Genomic DNA, 24,391 nt, shown 5'->3' with positions numbered 1-24,391 from the left:
ATATTAGTAAAGATAAAATATTATTATTAATCATTATCTATTTTAGTGAAATACGGGAGGTATCACCTTTATGAATTTTCTTTTTAAAACTGACTATACCATAGAAAAGGTATTCAATAATAATGTTCTATTAGTTACACAAAAAAACAAAGAAAAAATACTATTTGGAAAAGGATTAGGTTTTGGTAAACATTTTGGTGATATACTTTCTTCAAACACAAAAATTGATAAAATTTTTTCTTTGGATGATAAAACTAATTATCATAATTTTAAAGAACTTGTAACTACTGTAGATAATGAATTAATTGGCCTATGTGAAGAAATTATATTTATGATATCAAAAGAACTTAATGAAGAACTAAATGAAAAAATACATATTTCCCTTACAGACCATGTTGCATTTACCTTAAAGAGGCTTAAACAAAATGATGAAATTGAAAATCCATTTTTGGTGGAAACTGAAACACTATATAAAAGAGAATTCGAAATAGCTAAAAAAGCTGTTTCCATGCTTGAAAAGAAGATGAATATAATAATTCCTGATGGTGAGATAGGCTTTATTACACTACATATTCATTCAGCTAGAAATAATGGTAAGCTATCAAACACTATAAAATATGCTTTCTTATCTAATTCAATCATAGAGTTAATCGAAGATAATTTAAATATACAAATTGACAAACAATCAATTGACTATGCAAGATTCATAACTCATATTCGATTTGCTATTGAGAGGCTACTTAACAATACACCTATCAAAAATGAATTGTTTGATGTTATAAAAAAACAATATAGTGCTTCTTATACTTTAGCACAAAAAGTTAGTAATCTTATAGAGTCTGAATTACATTTAAATGTATCAGATGAAGAAATTGCGTACCTTGCTGTACATATAGAGAAATTTAACCCTGCCTACTAAATTACATTATTGCCTAGATTTTTTTAATTTATTTAATAAAAGTATATCTTTACAACTATTAATTTATATACTATAATAAAGTTATTAAAAATACAAGCTTTTATTAATATATAATTTTCGATATCAGCGTGTAACCGATATAAGGGCAAGAGCTGAAAGGTATATCCTTTCAAGCTCTTTTTTTGTTTGTGTTTTTATAAACTATGATGCTTTAATAACTATGTATATCTGGTGTTAGATTTCTTAAATATTGTTAGCACGAAATAATACTTTAACAATATCTTTACACCTCTATTAATAATTTTATCCACAAAAAAAACACTAGGAGGTAATAAAATGTCTATAAAAAAGAAATTTTCATCAAATCTCCAGAGACTTGGAAAAGCAATGATGATGCCAGTTGCAGTTATGCCTGCCGCTGCACTACTATTACGATTAGGATCTAAAGATGTATTTAATATTAAATGGATGTTTGCTGCTGGAGATGCTATTTTTGGCAATCTTCCTATAATTTTTGCTATCGGTATAGCTATAGGACTTGCTGATGATAATAATGGAGTTGCCGGTCTTGCAGCTGCAGTTGGTTATTTTGTATTAACTAAAGTTGCTGTCACTTTTAATGCTACGATAGATATGGGTGTACTAGCAGGCTTTATTGTTGGTATATTAGCTGGTTACCTATACAACAAGTATAAGAGTATAAGAGTTCCAGATTTCTTAGGTTTCTTTGGCGGTAAACGTTTTGTTCCAATTATAACATCCTTTTACACTTTAATTATAGGTGTAGGCGTTGGTTATATTTGGCCACATGTTCAAGGTGTTATTAATAATGCCGGGAATGCTATTGCACAATCTGGTTCTATAGGTGCCTTTTTCTATGGCGTCCTAAATAGAATACTTCTTCCCTTTGGACTACACCATGTTATGAACATACCTATTTGGGTACAGTTTGGTACCTTTACGAATGCTGCTGGTAAAGTATTTACAGGAGACATGACTAGATTTTTTAATTCAGATCCAACTGCCGGTACATTTATGACAGGCTTTTTCCCAATTATGATGTTTGGCCTTCCTGCTGCATGTCTTGCAATGATAGCTACAGCTAAAAAAGAAAATAGAAAAGCTGTAACTGGAATGCTTCTTGGTATTGCTTTTACTGCTTTCCTAACTGGTATTACAGAACCAATTGAATTCTTATTCATGTTTATTGCACCAGGACTATATGCAGTCCATGCAATATTAACGGGAGCATCTTTTGCTATAACCTCTGCTTTAGGAGTTAAATCTGGTTTTGGTTTCTCTGCAGGTGTAATTGATTATGTAATAAGCTTTGGAATCGCAAGTAAGCCAATACTTTTATTAATAATAGGTTTAATATTTGGTGTTATTTATTACTTTGTTTTCTACTTCTTTATTAAGAAGTTCAACTTAAGTACTCCAGGTAGAGGAAATGAAGAAATATCTGCTCCATTAGCTAAACTAAACACTTCTGAGTTAGGTCTTAGAGCTATTAGTATGTTAGAAGCTATTGGAGGTAAATCAAATATAGAAAATATAGATGCTTGTATTACAAGAGTAAGATTAACTATTAAGGACAATTCTCTTGTAAATGAAGCTAGACTAAAAGAACTTGGTGCTACTGCTATTATGAAAATTGGAAGCAATAATTATCAAATCATAGTTGGTACCATTGCTGACCCACTAGTTACTCATATGAAAGCTGCTATGAAGCAGTAGACCTTACAAAAAGGTTAACAAGAACTTTGTGTTCTTGTTAACCTTTTTTCTGTCTTTAGATTTAAATCATCCCTTAGGGTGCTGAAATGTGGCTAACCTTCATGGCTCTCATAGAGTTTAACACTGCAATTAGAGCAACTCCTACATCTCCGAAAACAGCTTCCCACATGGTAGAAATTCCAAAAACCGCCAATATCAAAATAGCCGCTTTTACACTTAGTGCAAATACAATATTTTGCATAACAATCCTCTTTGTTCTTTTAGCAATCACAATAGCTTCAGCAATTTTTGAAGGTTCATCAGTCATTATCACTATATCTGCAGCTTCTATTGCAGCATCAGAACCTACTCCCCCCATTGCTATTCCTACATCTGCTCTTGCAAGTACCGGAGCATCATTAATGCCATCACCTACAAATACTATCTTTCCTTTAGGAGACTTTTCCTTTTGTAACATTTCTAACTTCTCAACCTTCTCCTGTGGAAGAAGCTGCGAGTAAACTTCATCTACGCCTAATGTTCTTCCAATACTCTCGGCTATGTCCTTATTATCCCCCGTAAGCATTACTATTTTCTTAACACCCATAGCCTTTAAACTAGCTACGGCGCGAATGGAGTCTTCTTTTATCTCATCAGAAATTACAATGCTACCCGCATATTTCTTGTCTATAGCTACATATATTACAGTTCCTACATTTTCAGCTTTACTATAGGAAATTTTCTCACTATCCATTAACTTAGAATTACCAGCTAGCACATATTTTCCTTTTACCACAGCTCTAATCCCTTTGCCAGCTATTTCGTAAACATCTTCAATGTCTTCTTTACATATCTCTTTGCCATAAGCTTTTAATATAGAAGTGGCAATAGGATGATTTGAATTGCTTTCTGCATGGGCTAAATATTCTAATAACTCATCTTTGCTAATTTCCCTTTCTTCATGTATTTCTGTAACCACAAATACTCCTTTAGTTAATGTTCCTGTCTTATCAAAAACCACCACTTCAACACTATTTAATGCCTCCAAGTAGTTTCCACCTTTAACCAATATTCCACTTTTAGATGCACCACCTATTCCTCCAAAGAATCCAAGTGGAATAGATATCACCAGTGCACAAGGACAAGATACTACTAAAAATACCAATGCTCTGTATATCCACTCAGAGAAAGTAGCACCAGGTATTAAAAGAGGTGGCATTACTGCAAGAATAATTGCACTTATAACTACAACTGGTGTGTAATACCTTGCAAATTTTGTTATAAAATTTTCCGTTGGTGCTTTTTTACTGCTAGCATTTTGCACTAAATCCAAAATTTTAGCCAAAGTTGACTCTCCAAATTCCTTTTTTACTTCTATAGTTAATAATCCATTTTTATTTATGCACCCAGCTAAAATGTCATCCCCACTCACAACTTGTCTTGGAACTGATTCGCCAGTTAAGGCAGCTGTATCTACTAAGGACTTGCCTTCTATTACCATTCCATCTAAAGGCACTTTTTCTCCTGGCTTTACTACTATAACATCTCCAATGTGTACCTCTTCCGGATCTACTTTAACAATTTCACCTTTAATCTTTTTATTTGCATAATCTGGCCTTATATCCATAAGTGCAGATATAGATTTTCTTGATTTATTTACAGCTATATCTTGAAAGAGTTCTCCTACTTGGTAAAAAAGCATAACCCCAACGCCTTCCGCAAAATCTCCAATAGAAAATGCTCCCACAGTAGCCAGTGCCATTAAGAAATTTTCATCAAACACTTGGCCTCTTAATATATTTTTCAGGGCTATTAGAAGGACTTCTCCACCAATTAATAAATAACTTATAAAAAATAAACCAAATTCAACCCAATAGTCTAATTTAAATACAATTGCTATGATAAAAATTACTACACCTATAGAAACTGCAATGATTTTATTTTTATCATCTCCTGGTTCCTCTTTAGTATGGCTATGATTATGACCTTTTTCCTCCTGTTTAAATGTATTTTTATTGTTTGGTATAATCACAACATTAGGTTCTATCCTCTTAACTATTTTTTTTATTTCCTCAATAATTACTAATACTTTATCTTCGCTTTGAAAATTAATTACTAATTTTTTATTAATAAAATTTAGATTTGCATCCATTACTCCCTCTATTTTTTTGCAATTAGTTTCAATTTTATTTGCACAATTAGCACAACCTAGCCCTTCTAAAATGAATTCTCTTTTTATTATAGTCTCCATTTTCTCCCCCTCTTACAAATTTTTTTATGTACTCTACATTATGTACTCTACATTATGTATTTTACTTTATAGTAATAGAATATTATTTTAATTCTTTTATGTGTATAAGTCCTTGATCAAAAATTTGTTTAACATGCTCGTCATCCAAGGAATAGTACACAACCTTACCTTCGCGTCTATGCTTCACAAGTCTAGCGTTTTTAAGAACACGAAGTTGATGCGAAATAGCTGATTGGGTCATATTAATAAGCGCCGCTATATCGCAAACACACATTTCAGTTTGGAATAACACACAAAGAATTTTAATCCTTGTACTATCACCAAAAACTTTAAAAAGATCCGCTAATTCATACAGTGTTTCTTCTTGTGGTATTGATTTTCTAACTTTTTCCACCACATCTTCATGTATAGTAGAACAAGTACAAAACTCTATTTTTTTCACCATTTATTTCCCTCCATTCATATGAACACATGAATTGTTGTTCATATGTTATATTATATTGCAGGAATTAGTACTTGTCAACACTAACCAGAGACGGGGGACGGTTAACAATTTCTTAAACTATTTTCCTAAGAATATAAATATAATGCCTGGGTAATGCTTGGGGACGGTTAACAAATATTAAACAATTAGCTTCAACACATGAATATACTATGGGAACATTGGCAATAATTCAGAGAAAAGTTTGTGTAGAGAGGTGATTTTTATGGCAAGAAAGGCAAGATTGAAAGCAGCTGACGCTATATATCATATTATATGTAAAAGTATCAGCGAGGTAACCTTATTCAGGGATTGTGATGATAAAGAAAAATACTTATCCCTTGTAAAGAAGTATAAAAAGCTCTATAAAGTTAAAATTTACGGGTACTGTCTTATGGATACCCATTCACATTTATTGGTTGATGCTAATGGAGCAGATATATCAAAAGTTATGCATGGAATAAATTTTTCTTATGCAATGTACTATAATAAAAAATATAAAACAGAAGGGCCTCTTTTTAAAGATAGATTTAAGAGTAAGATTGTTGATAATGAAAAATACTTGAGGACCGTATCATTATATATACATAATAATCCTAAAGATATAGGTGAATTTAAAGATTGTCCTGAAAAATATGCTTTTTCCAGTTTAGGAATATATATTGGAAAAAGACGGGACCATTTAAGCATAGTTGATTATAAATTTGTTATGGGTTTTTTTGGTAATGACCTTGATACCGCAAGGGAAAGTTACTATAGTCATGTTTGGGGATGTAACGACGAAAAATTAAAAGAAGAATTTGAATTTCAAGATGAAAAAACAGAATATCGAAGTGGGAGAAAAATCCTTGTAAGAAATTTCACATCTGAAGATATAATAGACTTTATAGCATCAAAAATGAATATATCAAAGTTTCACCTTAATACTAAGTACAGTAGAAAGCTTGTAGGAGCAAAGGCCTTAACAGTTGTTTTAATGAGGAGTCTTTGCAATTTTAATTTCAACGATATATCCGGTGCACTTGGAAACATTACACAAGCTAGATTATCCCAATTAAGTAGTATCGGTATTGAATTAATGGGAACTGACGAAAAATATGAAAATATTATTGGAGATTTTATTAAATGTTATACTTAGTATTGATCCATTTACATGTATTTAAATATTAGGCTTATTATTTAATCTAATCATAGCTAGTAATATCCATTTTAATTATGTATCTTAGCTATACATTTAGTAATCAATTGTAATAAATATTTTTTTTGCAGAAATTAGATAAATATTTTTTGTTAGGTAAATTGGGACAAGCATACAAAAATATTATATTATCTATTTTATAATACGAAAATAATCATACTAAGATAATAGTAAATGAATTTACTATTCAAAACGGTACAAGTTTTCATAGAAAACATGTACCTAAATAAAGGATAAATAATTGTTAACCGTCCCTATTTCTTTCTATAATTTGCTTGCCATTTTAGCCAAAATCTCTGCACTATTATTTAGCTCTTTTACAGAATTAACTATTTGAGTTATGGCTTCTTCTTGTTTTTCAGCGGAAGTCATAGAAATACCAATAATTTTTTCTACTTTGCCTACTGAATCCTTAATACTTTTTAGTATAGTATTGATTTCAGTTATAGATTGGGTACTAGATCCAGATAACTTTCTTATTTCAGATGCTACAACACCAAATCCTTTTCCAAGCTCACCTGCTCTAGATGCTTCTATTGCAGCATTTAACCCTAGCAGATTTGTTTGTTTTGCTATACCTTCGATAAACTTAATTATGTCATCCGTATTATTGCATTGATTTGAAGTGTTTTTCACTTCTTCTACAACCTTAGTGTTTATTTCTCTAATATTTTGTATATCATTATTAATCCCATTTGCCACTTTTAATATAGATGCAGTTGCATTTGATAAGTCCACAGACATTTTAGTAACCCTAGTACTATTAGCTAAATTTTTACCATAGGATATTGCACCTACCACTTTACCATGCTCGTCCTTTAATGGAATTGCTACTACTCTAATGCTCATATTATTATAATCGTCAACTGTAAAGGCTTTCATTTTACCACTTTCTATAACTTCTCTTAGTGCTTCACCCTTAGGAATCACTTTTCCCACTTCAGAATAGGCAGGCATATTTTCACTTTCAACAAACTTAACAAACCGCTCTTTATTTGTTAATGTAAAAGCAATCTCATCCTCGAATAATGCAGGTAATTGATCTAGTATTTCTTCAAAACATTTTATTACTTTGTGTGTATCATTTGTATTTTCAGTTTCTTTTAATAATATTTTATTGATCACTTTTTTCCCCCCAATATTTTAATATAATTTTTTCTTCCAAAACACAAACTACAATTAATCAATATTTTACTTCATATGTAAATATTTCATAATTTTAGTATAATGATAACATATTATAAAAGTATATGGCAAATTTTCTTTGCATATATACAATTTTTTTTTAAAAAGGAGCTTATAGTTATCAAGAGCCTCTTTTGGATAAAATTAAAACCATTCACTTACATCATTTAATATTTTAAAATTAGTTAAATCATAATGAAGTGGTGTTACAGTGACATACCCTTGTTTAAAATATAACGTGTCGGAATCATCCTCATGAATATCTTTTAATTCGCCCTTAATTTCATAATGAGTTTCGTTATTTTCTCCTATAGTTTCTATATAAGTGTTGTTATATAACCTACTTCCAATTTTGCATACTTTAATTCCTTTTATTTCATTCTCTTTTAGTAGTGGGACATTTACATTTAGCACAATATCACTCTTAATGTTATTCTTCTTAGCCCTAAGCAATATTTCTCCAGCATATACAGCAGCCATTTCATAGTTTTCAACATTTTTATTAATCTGCATAGAAATTGCCATAGATGGTACTTTATAAATAGCTGCTTCTATAGCTGCAGAAACTGTACCAGAATATAGAACATCGGTACCCAAATTTAATCCTTTATTGATTCCTGATACTACCATATCTATTTTACCCTCAATAAGCTTATTAATTGCAATCTTTACACAATCAGCCGGTGTTCCATCCACACTAAAAGCTTTTGATTTTAATCCCTCTAGCCTATTTTCTTTTACAATGAGCGGCCTTGAAAGTGTTATTGAATGTCCGCAGGCACTTCTTTCATTATCTGGTGCTACGATAATTACTTCATGAGTTTTTTCTAGTTCTTTTGCTAGTGCATATATCCCTTTTGCATTTATACCATCGTCATTGGTAAGCAATAATCTCATTTTCATTCCTCCCTTTAATAATTCACCATGTTTCTTAATAATTACTAACTTTTATCAGCTAAACTAATTAATACATTATTTAAGTATTATGTATTAAAATGATTTTGTTAATTTTTAAGAACTCATTAACTTAAGCTATCCTATCTTATATTATATATATAATAACAATAGATATCTATGGGCAAGTATTAATTTATATTTGTACTTGATTATCATTAGTTAAAATAAAACTTCCAAATACAAAAAATACCTATAGCTCAAACACTTTTTCAAAGTGTCAAGTCTATAGGTACCAGTTTAACTCGTCCTCTGCGCAGCTGTTAATCTTTTTCGAAGCTGCAATATTTTTATAGTTCTTTGTGTCTTATTGCTTTATTAAAACAATTTTTTCTGCAAATCCAATTGGTGGTATACTTCTTGTTAATTTTCCACCATAATATGCTGCAACTTTAGAATCTTTCTTAATATCATGTACTTTTAGTTCTACACCTGTTTTAAAATCTACAATTTTAGTTTTTTGACTTATATTAAGAATAATATTATCAAAGCCACTTTCCCCTATTCTTTCACCTTTTATTTCAATTCTACTATCTTTTTTATCTTCTGATGTATAAACATTATCTATGTTTCCAATTATGCCCATTTCATGTTTTGGTTCACTAATAACTATTTTTTTGGCAACTCCTATTGGTGGTAGACTTTTAGAAAGCACCCCATTATAGTAAACTTTCACATTTGCATCATTTTTAATTGCCTCTATTGTTAATTCATTACCACTGTTCTCGCTTATAATTTGAGTTTTAGAATTTATAATAAAGCTTATGTCGCCATATATATTATCTTTAGATTTTTCTCCCTTAACCAATACCATAATCTCATTTTTGCTTGCTTGGAGAACATTGATATCACTAATCACTCCCGTAGCTGTAGTACTTGATTCTTTATCTTTTGGGTTAGACAGTATAACAACTTTTTTAGGAGTTGCTATCGGTGGCATACTCATAGTAGTAATATTATAATAGGCTATAACTCTAGTACCATTTTTTATATCTTTATAGCTTACAACCTTACCAGTTTCATTATCTATAATTTCAGTTTTTTCACTTACGATAAGATTAGTATCTGTTTCACCATCCATAAATGCTCTAATTTCTTTATCTTTTTTATCTTTTGGGTTTTCTTTGCTTTCTTTGATTAAAGAAACATCAGTGATTATTCCATAATTGCAGGATCCACATTCTTCCTTACCTTGCTCTACTATTATCATATTTGCAGTACTCATTGGTGGAATGCTGGCAGTAACAGCGGGTCCGTAATAAGCCTTGACTTTTACTCCATCTTTAATGTCACCTATATTTAATTTTTTGCCATCATTTGTGCTTATTATCTCAGTATCATCATTTACATTTAGAATAATCTCATCATTATTTGATTTATTATTCTTAATAGTAAAACTAGATCTACTTTCAGATGATTTCACATTTGAAACCATTCCTGCTGTACTTGCAAAATTTATTTGTGACCCCTTTTTACTAATTGCTTCAATTTTTAAATTAGTATCATTCTTTGGACTGCTCATAGTATTTGCAGATGCTAAAATAGAATTTCCAGTTATAAATATCCCTAAAGTTAATATTGCTATTGTTTTCTTCGTAAATTTCATAATAAAACCTCCAACATTGTATTTTTAATGTAAAATCTATTAATATTTCCATGTAATTTTATACTCTTTAACTTAATAGACGACACATACAGAAAAAATGTTTCACTTTTACTACAAATTTTTAATATAATGTTAATGTTATAATATATTCCCTTTTATCTCTCTTAAGTAGATAATATGGATAGCTTCCCATAGTCTTATGAATTTCTTTTTAAAGTAAAAAATTCTAAAAAATCTTGTTGACTAAATTTATATTTCCTATTAAAATAATAAAGAAATAATAAAATTTATATTTATGGATGATAATTATTGGAGATATCCACATTGGATAACCGTAGAAGAAAAAAATGAATCTATGCTTAAGGTTTATTTTGAAACTTTCAGGTATTAGGCATCTAAAAAAATGACAGACTAGTATAGTCTAGTGATTGTTATTAAATGCCTTGTACAATAATTTGACATACCCCTGGAGAGACTACTTAAATGTGGCATCAACGGAGCAACTTAGATAATTATCTAAGGAAACTTTCAGATAAAAGGACAGGGAGTAAGAAGGCATTGTTTATATTGCCCTTTTACTCCCTGTTTTTATATATTTTAATGACTTTTTTGAAGAAAAAACTATATACACACTACCTAATAATCTTCTGAAGTCTTTAATTACTACCAATTTTCTATTGCTCTAACTCCAATGCTAACAAAAGAAAGGATGATTTATTCTGGAAACGTCGAAAAAGCTAAATTCTATCAAGAATTCACCAAAAACACTAAAGAAAGAAATCGGTTTGCTAGAAGCCATTACCATAGTTATAGGTATGGTTATAGGTTCAGGAATTTTCTTTAAACCTTCCATTGTTTTTAAAAACGCTGGGTCTCCAACCCTAGGAATACTTGCATGGGTAGCAGGTGGTATTATAACTATGGCTTCGGCTCTTACTATAGCTGAAATAGCAGCAGCTATCCCAAAAACTGGAGGTGTGTTTATATATCTCAAAGAACTTTATGGAGAAAAAACCGCCTTTTTATTTGGTTGGGTACAAACCGTTGTTTATGTACCTGGTGCCGCTGCGGCGCTTGCAATAGTACTTGCCACTCAAGCTACTAATTTTGTACCTATGAGTTCAATGCAACAAAAACTATTTGCAATATTAATGCTTTTTATCATTACAACTGCAAACGTTATATCAACAAAACTTGGTAGTAAAATTCAATTCGTTGCAACTATTGCAAAACTAATTCCAATTCTTATTATTATTGCTTTAGGCCTTATAAAAGGAACCGCTCACAGTTTCTCTCTGCCAGTAGGAGATGTAACAGCTGGAGCTGGATTTGAAGCTGCTATGCTTGGAACACTTTGGGCATATGATGGCTGGGTAGGTGTAGGTAATATAGCAGGTGAACTTAAAAATCCTAAAAAAGACATACCAAAGTCCATAATTTTTGGGCTATCCGTTATTATAATAGTGTATGTATTATTTAATTTAGCAATTCTAAACATAGTTCCTATAAAAGAAGTAATAAGTTCTAATAAAGTAGCTTCTGATGCTGCAACAGTTTTATTCGGAAAATCTGGTTCATTATTTATCGCTGCAGGTATATTAATTTCAATCTTTGGAACATTAAATGGTTACCTAATGACAGGAGTTAGAATACCTTTTGCCATGGCACAGGATAAGCTTTTACCCTTTGACAAATTCATAGGAAAAGTTAATGAAAAATATCAAACTCCATTAAATGCTTTTGTATTTGAGGTAGTAATTGCTTGCTTATATGTTTTTAGCGGTTCTTTCGATAAATTAACTAACCTTGTTACCTTTGTTTTATGGATTTTCTTCACCATGGCAGTAGCTGGTATCTTTATTTTAAGAACAAAACATAAAGATTTAGATAGACCTTATAAAGTACCATTATACCCAATAATTCCACTTATAGGAATTATCGGAGGTATATATATACTAATAAGTACGCTTATGACTGATACTTCAAACGCGCTTATAGGACTTGCAATAACTTTAATTGGGTTACCTGTATATTGGTATATTAAGAGAAAGAAATAAAAATAGAAAAGTATATATTATTACAATTGCAATTCGCTGTGCTAAATAATTCTAAACTAATTTTAATTAAAGATACTAAAAATTACAAACTCGCTCTGCTCAAACATGTAATTTTCTTAACGTATCTTTAATTAAAATTAGTTAAGAATTGCTAAAGCTTGCTCATATGCAATTTACATAATATATACTTTTCCTAACCCTCTAATGGGTTGATAATAACTATAACGAAAGAAGCACAGAATAATTTCTGTGCTTCTTTCGTTATAGTTATGTCTGTCAGATGTACTCTTAAAATAGTAGCTAAATAGCAATTATGAAAATTCTCCAAAGTGACTTGCAATAAGAAGTGCAGAAACTATTGAAATTTGATTTAGAAATTCTTGTTTTGCGAATGTAAAATTCTCGTGAGCCTGCCAGGAAGGCAGGCTAGCGAACTTGAGGCAGGACGCCGAATGTGAGCGCCAGAGAATTTTGCATTCGCAAAATATTAGAATTTCTTAATCAAATTTCCAGTTTCAAGCTCTTATTGCAAGGCGCGTAGGAGAACTTCTATACTTCTCTTACATCTCTTTTTCCAGCATCTCTAATAATTCATCAAATCTTCTTATAGTATCTTCTAAAGGTTTTGGTGTAGACATATCTACCCCTGCTTTTTTAAGTATATTTATTGGATAGTCACTTCCACCACTTTTTAGGAATCCTTTGTATCTTTCTACAGCACTTTCGCCCTCTTCAACTATCATTTTACTAAAAGAATTAGCTGCTGCAAAACCTGTAGTATATTGATATACATAGAAATCATTGTAGAAATGAGGTATTCTTGACCATTCCATATCTACTCCCTCATCTACTACCATATCTGGTCCAAAGTATTTTACGTTTAAATCATGGTAAATTCTACATAAATCCTCTGGAGATAATGGATTGCCCTCTTCAATATTTTCATGAGTTATTTTTTCAAACTCTGCAAACATACATTGTCTAAATACTGTAGTTCTTATTCCCTCTAATTGCTGATTTATTAAGAATAATCTTTTCTTCTTGTCTGTCTCATTTTTAATCAAATAATCTATTAATAGGCATTCATTAGTTATTGATGCTACTTCTGCGCAAAATAACACATACTCAGAATATATATAGGGTTGAGTCTTTCTTGAATAATAAGAATGAATAGAGTGCCCCATTTCATGAGCAAGCGTAGATACATCATTTAATTGGTAATTATAATTTAATAGTACATATGGCATACTGTCATAGCAGCCCCAAGAATATGCCCCTCCACGTTTACCCTTATTTTCAAATGCGTCTACCCATCCTTCACTAATTCCTTTTTTGAAAATATCTAAATATTCTTGACCTAGTGGCTTAATACCCTCGAGTGCTATTTTAACAGCATCTTCATACTCAATATGATCTACTTCTACATCAACTATGGGCACATATAAATCATACATATGAATTTCGGAAAGTCCTAACAGTTTCTTTTTAAGGCTTACGTATTTATGAAGCGATGATAAATTGTTATTTATGGTATCCACCACATTGTGGTAAACCTCTACCGGGATGTTATTTGGCTTTAAAGAACTTTCTAATGCGCAGGTATAATTCCTTGTTTTTGCATTAAATATAAAATTCTTTATTGAAGATGTTAAAGAGGTTGTTAAAGTATTTTTAAATCCACTATAGGTTCCAAATAGTGCATCGAAAGCATCTTTTCTTACTCTTCTATCCTTTGATTTTATAAAAGTACTATAGTTTCCTTCTGTTAATTCAACTTCATTACCACTTTCATCTTTTATACTTGGAAACGTCATATCTGCATTTGTAAGCATTCCAAATATATTTCCTGGTGCATTTAAACAATCGGAAACAGAAGCTAAAAGCTTTTCTCCCTCTGCACTTAAAATATGAGGCTTTTGCTCTAAAATATCTTTCAAATAGAATTCATAGAGTTTAAGTGCTGGAAGTCTTTTAATCGCCTCATCTATAGCTCCCTCTGGTAATGATAATAATTCAGGAACAAAAAATGCTGTGACACTAGAAACTTCTGCGCTGTAAGCATCAATCTTACTCTTAAGAATTTGGAACTCTGCTTTAGCTGTATCTTCGTCCCCTCTTAAATGAGCATACACAAGCAATTTTTCTAAAAGTCTTCCAATCTCTACATTACTTTCTAAAAATGCTAATAAATCTTCTGCTCTCACTAGTTTTCCCGAAAACCTTTTCATTTCTGGGGCTTTAGATTTTAATATTTCAAAATCTTCTTCCCACGCCACAGAATTCTCGTACATCTTATCAACTTTCCACTTATACGTACTATTAATTTCGTCTCTTGTCTTAAGCTTTTTAACTTCACTCACTATAATTTCCTTCTTTCATTTTATAAATTTAAGATCCACTAACTTACATTAGCAGATAACATATTATATCTATACTATCATATAACTTACAAAAATTCTACAATCTAAAAAACCTCACATTTTGTGAGGTTTATAGTATTATATTCCAATATACAAATTAACATACTGACTTGTTGGTTTTTTATGCCTAAATATAAACTATACTACAACTATATTTTTGCACCCATTATGCGCCGCTATTTCACCTAATTCCTTCATGAGTTTATCATTAGGTGTATAACTGTTTATCTTATCCCGTCGAACACCAATTTGCCTATATTTTATAAGTTTGTATCTTATATTCGGATTTAAGATTGCAATAAGCTTGCTGATTTTATCTACATTATTAAAATTATCTAAAACTTCTGGAACAATAACCGTTCTAATTTCAAATATTTTATTTAACTTAGCTAAATATTTTACATTTTCTATGACAGTAGCGTTTCCCATACCTGTAAGTTCCTTATGTTCCTCATTATTATAGGATTTTATATCTACCATTGCCATATCCATAACATCCACTAGCTCTTTATGTTCCCATAGTGGTACCGAACCATTAGTATCCACAAAACATGTTAACCCCATCTTTTTAACTTCCCTAAATAGGTTTGTTAAAAACTCGCTTTGTAGGGTACACTCGCCACCTGAGACAGTAATTCCAGAGATGAAAAATTTATTCTTCTCTATTTCCCCCACAACTTCTTCTACAGTCATGCTTTGTGCTTTAGGCGAACTGTTTCTTTTGCAAGCCTTCAAACATTCATCACATTTACTGCAAACTGTTTTATCCCATACTACATTAGGAGCCTTAAACTCTAATGCACTATAATGGCAAGCACTCACACATTCCCCGCAGCTAATACAAACATTTATAGTCTCTGGGTTGTGACAATAGGAGCAGTTAAAATTACACCCTTGCAAAAATATAGCAGTTCTATTCCCTGGTCCATCCACGGAGCTAAAGGGAATAATTCGATTAACTAGTCCCTTAATCATTTTTTCTTATCTTTCGGTCTAATACCTTTTGATTCAAAACTGCTCCAAGTCCGAGTGTTACTGTATCCTGCAGAACCTGCTGTCCCTTTTGTAGCTTTTCAATTTCTGATCTTTTTACAAGGTATCCCGTAATTCTTATTACATCACAATCTGTAGAATATGCTGAAAAATATCTCATTTGCTTTTTAAAAGCGCCTTTGATAATATCTAGAACATACTTCGGATTACTTTTAACTGTACTATCAAAATTAAATATATCACCAATTCCTGAAGGAAAAAACTTATGGAATTTAGCCGCTTCAACTATATGCTGAGGAAGGTCAGGTTCATCTCCAATAGGAATCCTACACCCTGGACTTATCCCCATATCAGAATCAATACCCACTTGAGCATGTAATAAATATTTTCCTTTAGATATACTGCAATGAGGGTCATTATATTTATTAACCTCAGTTTCTAGCTTTTCAATAATCTTATAACCTAAATTATTGGCTATTTCGCCATGTCCAAATCTATTTTCTAGTTTAGATGCGTCAATAAAGTAATTCACACATTCAGCTAGTCCAAACATGCCAAACATAGCTGTGAAATTATCTTTATGGATTAATCCTTCATTTACAAGGAAATTAGTTTCAAAGAATCCGCTTTCCTCTACTAAAAATCTAATTCTTTCCTTCATATACCCAGCCATTTTCTCTACTGCATCCGGCAATATAACATTTATAAATTCATCTTCATTTTCTGCTTTTTTAGCCAGGCTCGCTAAATTCAACCTAGAAAGTGTATAACTTCCCCCACCTATTGTTAATCCATTATAACAACTAGCTATAGCGTAGTTGTTATCAAATTCCCTTGAAAACATTTCATGATTAGCAAAGCTTGGTTTTGCAGTTATTAGTGCAGTGTTAATTGCATCAATAGCAAACTCATCTGAGGTATCTTCTGTGCTGTATTTTAAAGTTAAGTTAGGAATTGCATTTTGTAGTTCTCTTTCTGCCCTTAATATTAATCTTCCTGCTTTAGTATCTTTTGGTCCTATATTTGCATGGCAAAATGAATCTGTTATAGTTCTATCTATATGTGTTAAAAATAATTTTATAGCATGAAAAGCTTCTTCTTCATTAACCACAAAGGGTTCCAAAAGATAATCAATATTCCCTATATATACTGGGAATGAAGAAATTGAGGGTACATGATTATATAATATTAATAAACTATTTGTAGCCTCCCAAATATCCAAAGGTGGCGTCAGGCCTAAAAACTCACTTCCATTTTTCATGAATTTCTCGTAATTAGGTACTATATACCTAGGCCTATAAGGTGCATGTCCTTCAAAAAGATCACAGATTATTCCCTCACCTCTAAGTTTCTGAGTATCTTTTTCAATATTTAAAACATCTATACTATCTTCCGCAGCTCGTGCAAGAGTTAGTACCTTTTGCTCATAGGTTAGGGTCCCATTTTTAATAATTTCTAAAATGTTGTTCATTATAACACCATCCATTTAAATTATTTTAACCACATTATTTTTAAATGGGTTTTTTAACATATAAATAACTGAAATAATTATATGCTGTTAATTATATTTTATATCGAATGCCGTGGTTTTGCAAAGGTTTTCTCTGTTAATTGATAGGAATTATTTTATAATTGTATTTACTGGCACAAAAGGGAGGAGAGTAGTGCCACCCACGTGGCAAGTGGCAAAAGTGACAAGCTCTACCCTATAGATGTTATCCACGGCCACTTCCGCAAGCTGTTTCCTATATAATAAAAATTTTTCACTTCGTTACTTGCACTAAGAACTGCTAAAACTATTAAAATTAGGTTTTTTTCTTAGATTATGCTAACAAAAGTATATATCGCGTAAAATGCGTACATAGGATATCTCTTTTAAAATTGGAAATACTATTAAATTATATCCACTCTAAAAAATTGATGTATAAAATATATCTAGATGTAACGCAATTTATACACAGGAGAATAACAAGGAGGTCTTATAGTGTGCTTAGAAAACTTGCCTAATGAAAAATTCAAACAACTAGAGAATTTTATTAACACTGTACCTAATGACCGTAGTTCTTTAATTGAAGTCTTACACAAAGCACAACACATATTTGGCTATCTCCCTAACGAAGTTCAGGATTTCATTGGGGAAAAACTACATATTCCTACAGCTTCAGTGTATGGGGTTGTAACTTTTTACTCATACTTCACTACAGTGCCTAGGGGGAAATATGTTATAAATGTATGCACTGGAACTGCTTGCTTTGTACGAGGGGCTGCTGATATTTTAGGTGAATTTGAAAGAAGACTTAATATATCTGCTGGTGAAACTACCCCTGATAAAAAATATACCATTGAGACCCTTCGATGTATAGGGGCCTGTGGCTTGGCTCCCGTAGTAACTGTTAACGGTAAAGTTTACGGTCATTTTAAAACTAATGATGTAATTAAAATCTTAGAAGAGTACTCAGAATAATAAGGAGATAGCGATTAAGAACTGTTATCTACCCACAGAAAACAGCGAGGAGGATTTGCCCTTGAATAAAATAAATTCTTTTAAAGATCTTTCTAAAGCTCATGAGGATTTTAAGAAACTACTGGAACTTAGAAAATGCTCTCATATGGAAGAGTTAATTGTAGAACATACTAGATGTAAGCGTGAAATATTAGTTTGCGGTGGAACCGGTTGTAGGTCTGCTGATAGCGCCCTTATTATTGATAACTTAAACACAGAAATTAAGGAGGTTGGATTAGAGCTTGAAGTAACCGCACATGTAACAGGTTGCTTTGGCTTTTGTGAAAAAGGTCCTATTGTAAAAATAGTTCCTGATAATGTATTTTATGTTGAAGTAAAACCAGAAGATACGAAGGAAATAGTACAGCAGCATTTGCTTAAAGGTAATGTAATTGAAAGGTTATTATACGAAGAGCCAACTTTAAAACAAAAGGTTAAGAGGCAAGATGAAATATCCTTTTATAAAAAGCAGCACAGAATTGCACTTAGAAACTGTGGTCTTATAAATCCAGAAGATATAAAAGAATCTATCGCGCAAAAAGGTTATATGGCCCTGGGCAGAGTTATTACTAGCATGTCCCAAGATGATATTATAAGCCTAATTTCTGATTCTGGACTTCGAGGACGTGGCGGCGGTGGTTTCCCTACAGGCAAAAAATGGTCTTTCGCCAAGAAATATGAAGCAGATCAAAAATATATTATATGTAATGCAGATGAAGGAGACCCTGGAGCTTTTATGGATCGTTCTATACTAGAAGGCGATCCTCACAGTGTGCTAGAAGCTATGGCTATTGCTGGATACGCAATTGGTGCCTCCCTAGGTTTTATATATATAAGAGCTGAGTATCCACTCGCCATTGATAGGCTTAAAATAGCTATTGTTCAGGCTCGCCAGTGCGGTGTTTTGGGCAACAATATTTTAGGAACTAACTTTAGCTTCGATGTAAAATTAAAATATGGTGCCGGTGCCTTTGTTTGTGGAGAAGAAACTGCACTTATAAAATCCATTGAAGGCTATCGTGGAGAACCTACAAATAAACCCCCTTTCCCTGCGCAAAGCGGTCTTTGGGATAAACCTACCAGTGTTAATAATGTAGAAACCTTCGCTTGCATACCAGCAATTATTAATAAAGGCGCAAAATGGTTCAGCTCTATAGGAACACAAACCTCTAAAGGAACTAAAGTTTTTGCTCTTGCAGGCAAAATTAACAATGTGGGCCTGGTTGAAGTCCCAATGGGAACTACACTCCGGGAAATTATATATGATATCGGTGGCGGAATTAAAAATGGACGTGAATTCAAAGCAGTTCAAACTGGTGGACCTTCTGGTGGATGCATTCCAGCTTCTCTACTCGATACACCAATAGACTATGAATCACTAAATTCAATAGGTTCCATGATGGGTTCTGGTGGGATGATTGTAATGGATGAAGATAATTGCATGGTAGATATTGCAAAATTCTATCTTCAATTCACTTTAGAAGAATCCTGTGGTAAATGTACTCCTTGTAGAATAGGAAATACTAGATTATACGAAATAGTAGATAAAATAACAAAAGGTAAGGCTACGGAGCAAGATATCGCTAATTTAAAGGAGCTTGGTCAAATTATCAAAGATACTTCTCTTTGCGGTCTTGGTCAAACATCTCCAAATCCTATTCTTAGTAATTTAAGGTATTTTGAAGAGGAATTTAATGCTCATATAAGGGATAAACACTGTCCTGCTGGAGTATGTAAAGACTTATTAATGTATGAAATAACAGACAAGTGTATAGGCTGCACTCGTTGTGCTAAAATTTGTCCCGTTACCTGTATACATGGAAAAGTTAAAGAGCTACATGTTATTGATCAAGATAGATGCATTAAATGTGGTTCATGCTATGAGGCATGCCCAGTAGATGCCATAATCAGAAAATAAAACACAAGAGAGGTGAAAACTTTGAATTTAGTAACTCTAACTATAAATGATAAAAAAATTGAAGTAGCAGAGGGCTCTTCTATTTTAGATGCTGCCAAAAGTCTTAATATCCGTATACCTACCTTATGTCATTTTAAGCTTCATGATGACAAAACTATAAATGATCCTGGTTCCTGCAGAGTATGTGTGGTAGAGGTAGAAGGACGCAGAAATTTAGCTCCTGCTTGTTCCACTCCTGTTTCCAGCGGAATGGTTATAAAAACTAATTCTATAAGGGCTATAAAAGCACGTAGAACAATAGTTGAACTCTATCTTTCTAATCATCCTAAAGAATGCTTATTATGCGAAAAAAATCTTCACTGTGAACTTCAATCACTAGCAGGTGAACTAGATATTCGTGAAATTAGATATGAAGGTAAAATGTCTCATTATCCAATAGATAATTCAAGTTACTCTATTATAAGAAACTTAGATAAATGTGTTTTGTGCCGGCGTTGTGAAACTATGTGTAATGAAGTCCAGACCTGCAGGGTATTATCTGGAATTAATAGAGGCTTTATAACCAATGTAGCCCCTGCTTTTAATGCACCTATAGCTGAAACAAACTGTACTTTCTGCGGTCAGTGCGTTGCAGTATGTCCAACTGCAGCTTTAACAGAAGTAAACTTCACTACCAATGTATGGGATGCTATAAATACTAAGGATAAAATTGTTGTAGTTCAAACTGCACCAGCCATAAGAGCTGCTCTTGGAGAAGAATTTGGTTTAGAACCTGGCACCCTAGTAACTGGTAAGATGGTATCTGCTCTACGTGCCTTAGGATTTGATTATGTTTTTGATACAGACTTTGCAGCTGATTTAACTATAATGGAGGAAGCTAGTGAATTTGTACATAGATTAGAACATGGTGGTACCTTACCTATACTTACAAGTTGCTGCCCTGCTTGGATAAATATGTTAGAACATGACTACCCCGACATGCTTGATATTCCATCCACTTGCAAATCTCCCCATGAAATGTTTGGCGTTATAGCTAAAACCTATTTTGCGCAGAAAATGAATATAGATCCTAAAAAAATGATAGTAGTATCTGTTATGCCATGCCTTGCCAAGAAATATGAAGCTGCAAGAGATGAACTAAAACACGATAATTTAAGAGATGTAGATATTGTAATAACCACTAGGGAACTGGCAAAAATGATTAAAGAGGCTGGTATTGACTTTAATTCTCTTGAGGATGATGATTTTGACAATCCACTAGGAGAATCCACAGGTGCTGGAGTTATCTTTGGAGCTTCCGGTGGGGTTTTAGAAGCTGCTGTGCGTACTGCTTATGAGTGGATCACAGGTGAAACTGGTCCAGCATTACAATTCCACTCTATACGAGGACTGGAAGGCTCTAAAAAAGCAACTCTTAAAATAAATGACACAGATGTAAATGTAGCAGTTACTAACGGACTAGGCAATGCCAGAAAACTACTTGAATCTATAAAAAGTGGTGAATCTACTTACCACATAATCGAAATTATGGCCTGCCCAGGTGGTTGCATTGGTGGGGGTGGTCAACCATATATTTACGGTAATAGTGATATACTTAAAAAGAGAATAGAAGCTATTTACAGTGAAGACGACAATAAAGTCATAAAAAAATCCCATGAAAACCCCTATATTCAAAAGCTCTATAGTGAATTTTTAGGGGAACCTTATGGTGAAAAAGCTCATGAGCTACTCCATACTCATTATGTGGATCGAAAATATCAAAAGATGAAACAATATAAACCTAAGTAATATTTCAAGGGATTTAATGGCTTACCACTTGTGATGATGTGATAAGCCTCTTTAATATCTTTCTACTATTAATAGAATTATAAATTTCTTTAATATAAAAAAATGATAATTTTATACATAAGTATTTTTTCTTAGATTATGCTAACAAAAGGATATATTGTGTAAAATGCTTCCCTGCGCCTTAGTAATTCTTAATTTATTTTATTTATAGATGCGTTAAGCCATTTTATTACATCCTCAATTACTTCTTCCTTATTAATCTCATTAAGCATCTCATGTCTTCCATCTTTATAAAGCTTATAAGTTAAATCCACCATTCCATGTTCTTTATAAGTGTTAACCAATTTTAAAACACCCTTGCCATTCTTTCCTACGGGATCTTTATCGCCTGAGAAAATATAAATAGGTAAGTTTTTAGGAACATTTTTAATTTCCCTTGGGTCAGCTATACTCTTAAGTCCACCTAGAAAATCATAGAAAAATCCTGCTGTAAAAACAGTCCCACAGAAAGGATCACCTATATATTTATCCACTTGTTTGTTATCCCTACTTAACCAATCAAAGGCTGTTCTATTTGGCTTAAAAGAATTATTATAATTTCCAAAAGATAATTTATCTAATTTATTACTTTTGCCTATTCTTCCAATTTTCTTAATCTCTCTCTTTGCTATAAGTCTTGCAATATCTACAGTAATTCCCTGCTTGCCACAAGATCCTGAAATAATTGCACCCTTTAAGTCCCCTCCATATAAACAAATATATCTTTGTGTTAAGAAAGATCCCATACTGTGACCAAATAAAAACATAGGCAAATTGTTATTTTCTTCTCTAATTCTTTCATTTAGTCCATGCATATTTTCCACCATTGAGTTAAATCCATCTTCACCTAAGTCTCCTAGTTTGGAAACTTGACCTGCCGTTTTCCCATGTCCTCTATGGTCATTCGCATAAACTATAAATCCATCATTTGTTAAAGCCCTTGCAAAACCTTCGTACCTAGCCGCCGTTTCTGCCATTCCATGGGCTATCTGAACTACCCCTTTAACTTTTATATTCTCATCAGGTAGCCATTTGTATACGAATATCTCTAAGTCACCCTTGTCCTTAATCTTAAAATTTTCTGCTTTCATAACCCCAGCCCCCTATTATATTTTTTATATCCTATCCATACTTTATTAAAATAATTCTACACCCTTTTGACCAAGCAATACAAACTAATTCTTTATTTACGATAATTTAAATCCAAGAAATATAAACACAAAAAACCACACTTAATAAATCTATCGTTAAACAGACTTGTTAGTGTGGCTCTCATTTCTCTTAGCCATAATTCATATTTACTCTCAATGAAAATTATATCACTAAAATATACATTTGCAAAGCAATATTATTAAATTTATATAATTAATATTACTATAGTGTCTTTTAGACTATACTCATTTTTATTCCAATGTTTTATATTCAACCTCAATATATTTATCTTCATCATAAAATTTTTCTGATTGCCCATAAATACGTATATTTGTTTGTACAGCATTTTCAGCAATATATTTTGCAGTATTTACAGTTGCATTAACAGTTGTATCTGCTACAACCGCAGTTATTGCTGCTGCTATTTTTGCAGTTTTACCTACTACACCACCAACTACTGTACTATATTTTTTAGTGTTTAAAGCCAACTTCTTCTTACCTGAAAGCCCTACTATATTAGCTACAACATTACCCGTTAGCTCAATGCTATACTCAGCAGTATTCCCAACTAGTTTTCCAGCACCATATATTATTTTTCCCAGCATTGTCATCATCATCACCATACCTATATCATACTTTGCCTAAGGGGCCTGTGCCCTAATAGTATTATACCATATTATTGAAATATTATCGAAAAATCATTAGTTAATATATTGCATTCATATATATATATATGCGCTAACGTTTTAATTTTAGGATATGTTAGACATAAATAGTGATATTGTATATATTTTTGCGGCATGTGTTATAATAAGGCAATAAATACATTTTTAAGGTTATTATATGCCAAGTGTTGGTATTTTGAAAGAAGATATAAAAACTTTTTCGGATTTAGAGTTACAAAATCTGCATTATCAAGCACCAAACTACCTTTAGAAAAATGGATGGTGAAATTTATGTTATTTTTATTGTATAAATAAACTATAATTTAGTAAACACTTGTAAAATATTATGGAGTAAAGAGGAAAAAGGAGGTGATTCAATTGAGCAATAACAAAAGAAACACTATAATAATAATTTCAACCGAGAATGTTTATAGATTTGTGTAAATGACTTTAGAAGTGTATATCTAACTAGAAATTAGTATGGGAATTTACTCCTGTACTAATTTTTTATTTTTTGGGCAATACTAATACTGGGGTAATGTAAAT

General features: G+C 32.0%; 17 protein-coding genes and 1 riboswitch. Of the genes, 7 read left to right on the top strand and 10 right to left on the bottom strand.

The window, feature by feature from the left end:
* Positions 1–70 precede the first annotated feature (70 nt).
* Together glcT and nagE are read left to right on the top strand one after the other, a co-directional pair.
* Entirely contained in the window at positions 71–919 is an 849-nt protein-coding gene (gene glcT / locus ACREV6_RS14325; RefSeq protein WP_431578720.1) for a glucose PTS transporter transcription antiterminator GlcT, read from the top strand.
* Between the two features lie 336 nt (positions 920–1,255).
* Entirely contained in the window at positions 1,256–2,656 is a 1,401-nt protein-coding gene (nagE, locus tag ACREV6_RS14320) for an N-acetylglucosamine-specific PTS transporter subunit IIBC (RefSeq protein ID WP_431578719.1), read from the top strand.
* A 73-nt stretch (positions 2,657–2,729) separates the two neighbouring features.
* Here nagE and ACREV6_RS14315 read toward each other — a convergent pair whose 3' ends face one another.
* Positions 2,730–4,886 carry a heavy metal translocating P-type ATPase gene (locus ACREV6_RS14315; RefSeq protein ID WP_431578718.1) on the bottom strand — a complete coding sequence of 719 codons (2,157 nt, stop codon included), beginning with the start codon at positions 4,884–4,886 and terminating at the stop codon, positions 2,730–2,732.
* Between the two features lie 82 nt (positions 4,887–4,968).
* A complete protein-coding gene (locus tag ACREV6_RS14310; protein WP_431578717.1) occupies positions 4,969–5,331 on the bottom strand; it encodes an ArsR/SmtB family transcription factor in 363 nt (120 codons plus the stop codon).
* 262 nt (positions 5,332–5,593) lie between these two features.
* Between ACREV6_RS14310 and ACREV6_RS14305 the strand changes: the two genes are divergently transcribed.
* The gene (locus ACREV6_RS14305) at positions 5,594–6,505 is read left to right on the top strand and encodes a transposase (RefSeq protein WP_431578716.1); all 912 of its coding nucleotides are present in this window, start codon (positions 5,594–5,596) and stop codon (positions 6,503–6,505) included.
* Positions 6,506–6,829: 324 nt separating this feature from the next.
* Here the strand turns inward: ACREV6_RS14305 and ACREV6_RS14300 are convergent, their stop codons facing one another.
* From ACREV6_RS14300 to ACREV6_RS14290, 3 genes are all read right to left on the bottom strand, one after another.
* A complete protein-coding gene (locus tag ACREV6_RS14300) occupies positions 6,830–7,690 on the bottom strand; it encodes a methyl-accepting chemotaxis protein (protein ID WP_431578715.1) in 861 nt (286 codons plus the stop codon).
* 204 nt (positions 7,691–7,894) lie between these two features.
* Entirely contained in the window at positions 7,895–8,647 is a 753-nt protein-coding gene (gene surE / locus ACREV6_RS14295) for a 5'/3'-nucleotidase SurE (protein ID WP_431578714.1), read from the bottom strand.
* A gap of 364 nt (positions 8,648–9,011) precedes the next feature.
* Entirely contained in the window at positions 9,012–10,310 is a 1,299-nt protein-coding gene (locus ACREV6_RS14290) for a hypothetical protein (RefSeq protein WP_431578713.1), read from the bottom strand.
* A 456-nt stretch (positions 10,311–10,766) separates the two neighbouring features.
* A riboswitch (glycine riboswitch) is annotated at positions 10,767–10,864 on the top strand.
* A 192-nt stretch (positions 10,865–11,056) separates the two neighbouring features.
* On the opposite strand from ACREV6_RS14290, the gene ACREV6_RS14285 reads away from it, so the two are divergent.
* Positions 11,057–12,367, top strand: coding sequence for an APC family permease (locus tag ACREV6_RS14285; RefSeq protein WP_431578817.1), 1,311 nt, complete (start codon positions 11,057–11,059; stop codon positions 12,365–12,367).
* Positions 12,368–12,927: 560 nt separating this feature from the next.
* Here the strand turns inward: ACREV6_RS14285 and pepF are convergent.
* The 3 genes from pepF to ACREV6_RS14270 form a co-directional block, all read right to left on the bottom strand.
* Entirely contained in the window at positions 12,928–14,727 is a 1,800-nt protein-coding gene (gene pepF, locus ACREV6_RS14280) for an oligoendopeptidase F (protein ID WP_431578712.1), read from the bottom strand.
* Positions 14,728–14,925: 198 nt separating this feature from the next.
* Positions 14,926–15,762 carry a YjjW family glycine radical enzyme activase gene (locus ACREV6_RS14275; RefSeq protein ID WP_431578711.1) on the bottom strand — a complete coding sequence of 279 codons (837 nt, stop codon included), beginning with the start codon at positions 15,760–15,762 and terminating at the stop codon, positions 14,926–14,928.
* Positions 15,755–17,251 carry a YjjI family glycine radical enzyme gene (locus tag ACREV6_RS14270; protein WP_431578710.1) on the bottom strand — a complete coding sequence of 499 codons (1,497 nt, stop codon included), beginning with the start codon at positions 17,249–17,251 and terminating at the stop codon, positions 15,755–15,757. The genes ACREV6_RS14275 and ACREV6_RS14270 overlap by 8 nt, the downstream gene beginning before the upstream one ends.
* A 513-nt stretch (positions 17,252–17,764) precedes the next feature.
* Here ACREV6_RS14270 and ACREV6_RS14265 point away from each other — a divergent pair.
* The 3 genes from ACREV6_RS14265 (at position 17,765) to ACREV6_RS14255 (ending at position 21,989) form a co-directional block, all read left to right on the top strand.
* Positions 17,765–18,244 carry an NADH-quinone oxidoreductase subunit NuoE family protein gene (locus ACREV6_RS14265; RefSeq protein ID WP_431578709.1) on the top strand — a complete coding sequence of 160 codons (480 nt, stop codon included), beginning with the start codon at positions 17,765–17,767 and terminating at the stop codon, positions 18,242–18,244.
* Between the two features lie 61 nt (positions 18,245–18,305).
* Positions 18,306–20,201: an NADH-ubiquinone oxidoreductase-F iron-sulfur binding region domain-containing protein gene (locus tag ACREV6_RS14260; protein WP_431578708.1), complete on the top strand. Its 1,896-nt coding sequence runs from the start codon at positions 18,306–18,308 to the stop codon at positions 20,199–20,201.
* 21 nt (positions 20,202–20,222) lie between these two features.
* A complete protein-coding gene (locus ACREV6_RS14255) occupies positions 20,223–21,989 on the top strand; it encodes an NADH-dependent [FeFe] hydrogenase, group A6 (protein ID WP_431578707.1) in 1,767 nt (588 codons plus the stop codon).
* Positions 21,990–22,180: 191 nt separating this feature from the next.
* Here ACREV6_RS14255 and ACREV6_RS14250 read toward each other — a convergent pair whose 3' ends face one another.
* Both ACREV6_RS14250 and ACREV6_RS14245 read right to left on the bottom strand, forming a co-directional pair.
* Positions 22,181–23,119 (bottom strand): alpha/beta hydrolase, encoded by a 939-nt coding sequence (locus ACREV6_RS14250; protein WP_431578706.1) that lies wholly within the window; start codon positions 23,117–23,119, stop codon positions 22,181–22,183.
* Between the two features lie 312 nt (positions 23,120–23,431).
* Positions 23,432–23,803 (bottom strand): hypothetical protein, encoded by a 372-nt coding sequence (locus ACREV6_RS14245; RefSeq protein ID WP_431578705.1) that lies wholly within the window; start codon positions 23,801–23,803, stop codon positions 23,432–23,434.
* Positions 23,804–24,391 lie beyond the last annotated feature (588 nt).

It is taken from the genome of Clostridium sp., from assembly GCF_050717515.1.
Classification (GTDB): domain Bacteria; phylum Bacillota; class Clostridia; order Clostridiales; family Clostridiaceae; genus Clostridium_AD.
Note: the sequence above shows the minus strand (reverse complement) of the source record. Positions and strands in the feature narration are given on the sequence as shown.

What these genes read in the sequence shown, in the direction of transcription:
- nagE (WP_431578719.1), top strand. Translation starts at nt 1,256, where the DNA reads ATGTCTATAAAAAAGAAATTTTCATCAAATCTCCAGAGACTTGGAAAA.
- ACREV6_RS14245 (WP_431578705.1), bottom strand. Translation starts at nt 23,803, where the DNA reads ATGGTGATGATGATGACAATGCTGGGAAAAATAATATATGGTGCTGGA.
- glcT (WP_431578720.1), top strand. Translation starts at nt 71, where the DNA reads ATGAATTTTCTTTTTAAAACTGACTATACCATAGAAAAGGTATTCAAT.
- ACREV6_RS14290 (WP_431578713.1), bottom strand. Translation starts at nt 10,310, where the DNA reads ATGAAATTTACGAAGAAAACAATAGCAATATTAACTTTAGGGATATTT.
- ACREV6_RS14310 (WP_431578717.1), bottom strand. Translation starts at nt 5,331, where the DNA reads ATGGTGAAAAAAATAGAGTTTTGTACTTGTTCTACTATACATGAAGAT.
- surE (WP_431578714.1), bottom strand. Translation starts at nt 8,647, where the DNA reads ATGAGATTATTGCTTACCAATGACGATGGTATAAATGCAAAAGGGATA.
- ACREV6_RS14315 (WP_431578718.1), bottom strand. Translation starts at nt 4,886, where the DNA reads ATGGAGACTATAATAAAAAGAGAATTCATTTTAGAAGGGCTAGGTTGT.
- ACREV6_RS14270 (WP_431578710.1), bottom strand. Translation starts at nt 17,251, where the DNA reads ATGAACAACATTTTAGAAATTATTAAAAATGGGACCCTAACCTATGAG.
- ACREV6_RS14305 (WP_431578716.1), top strand. Translation starts at nt 5,594, where the DNA reads ATGGCAAGAAAGGCAAGATTGAAAGCAGCTGACGCTATATATCATATT.
- ACREV6_RS14250 (WP_431578706.1), bottom strand. Translation starts at nt 23,119, where the DNA reads ATGAAAGCAGAAAATTTTAAGATTAAGGACAAGGGTGACTTAGAGATA.
- ACREV6_RS14275 (WP_431578711.1), bottom strand. Translation starts at nt 15,762, where the DNA reads ATGATTAAGGGACTAGTTAATCGAATTATTCCCTTTAGCTCCGTGGAT.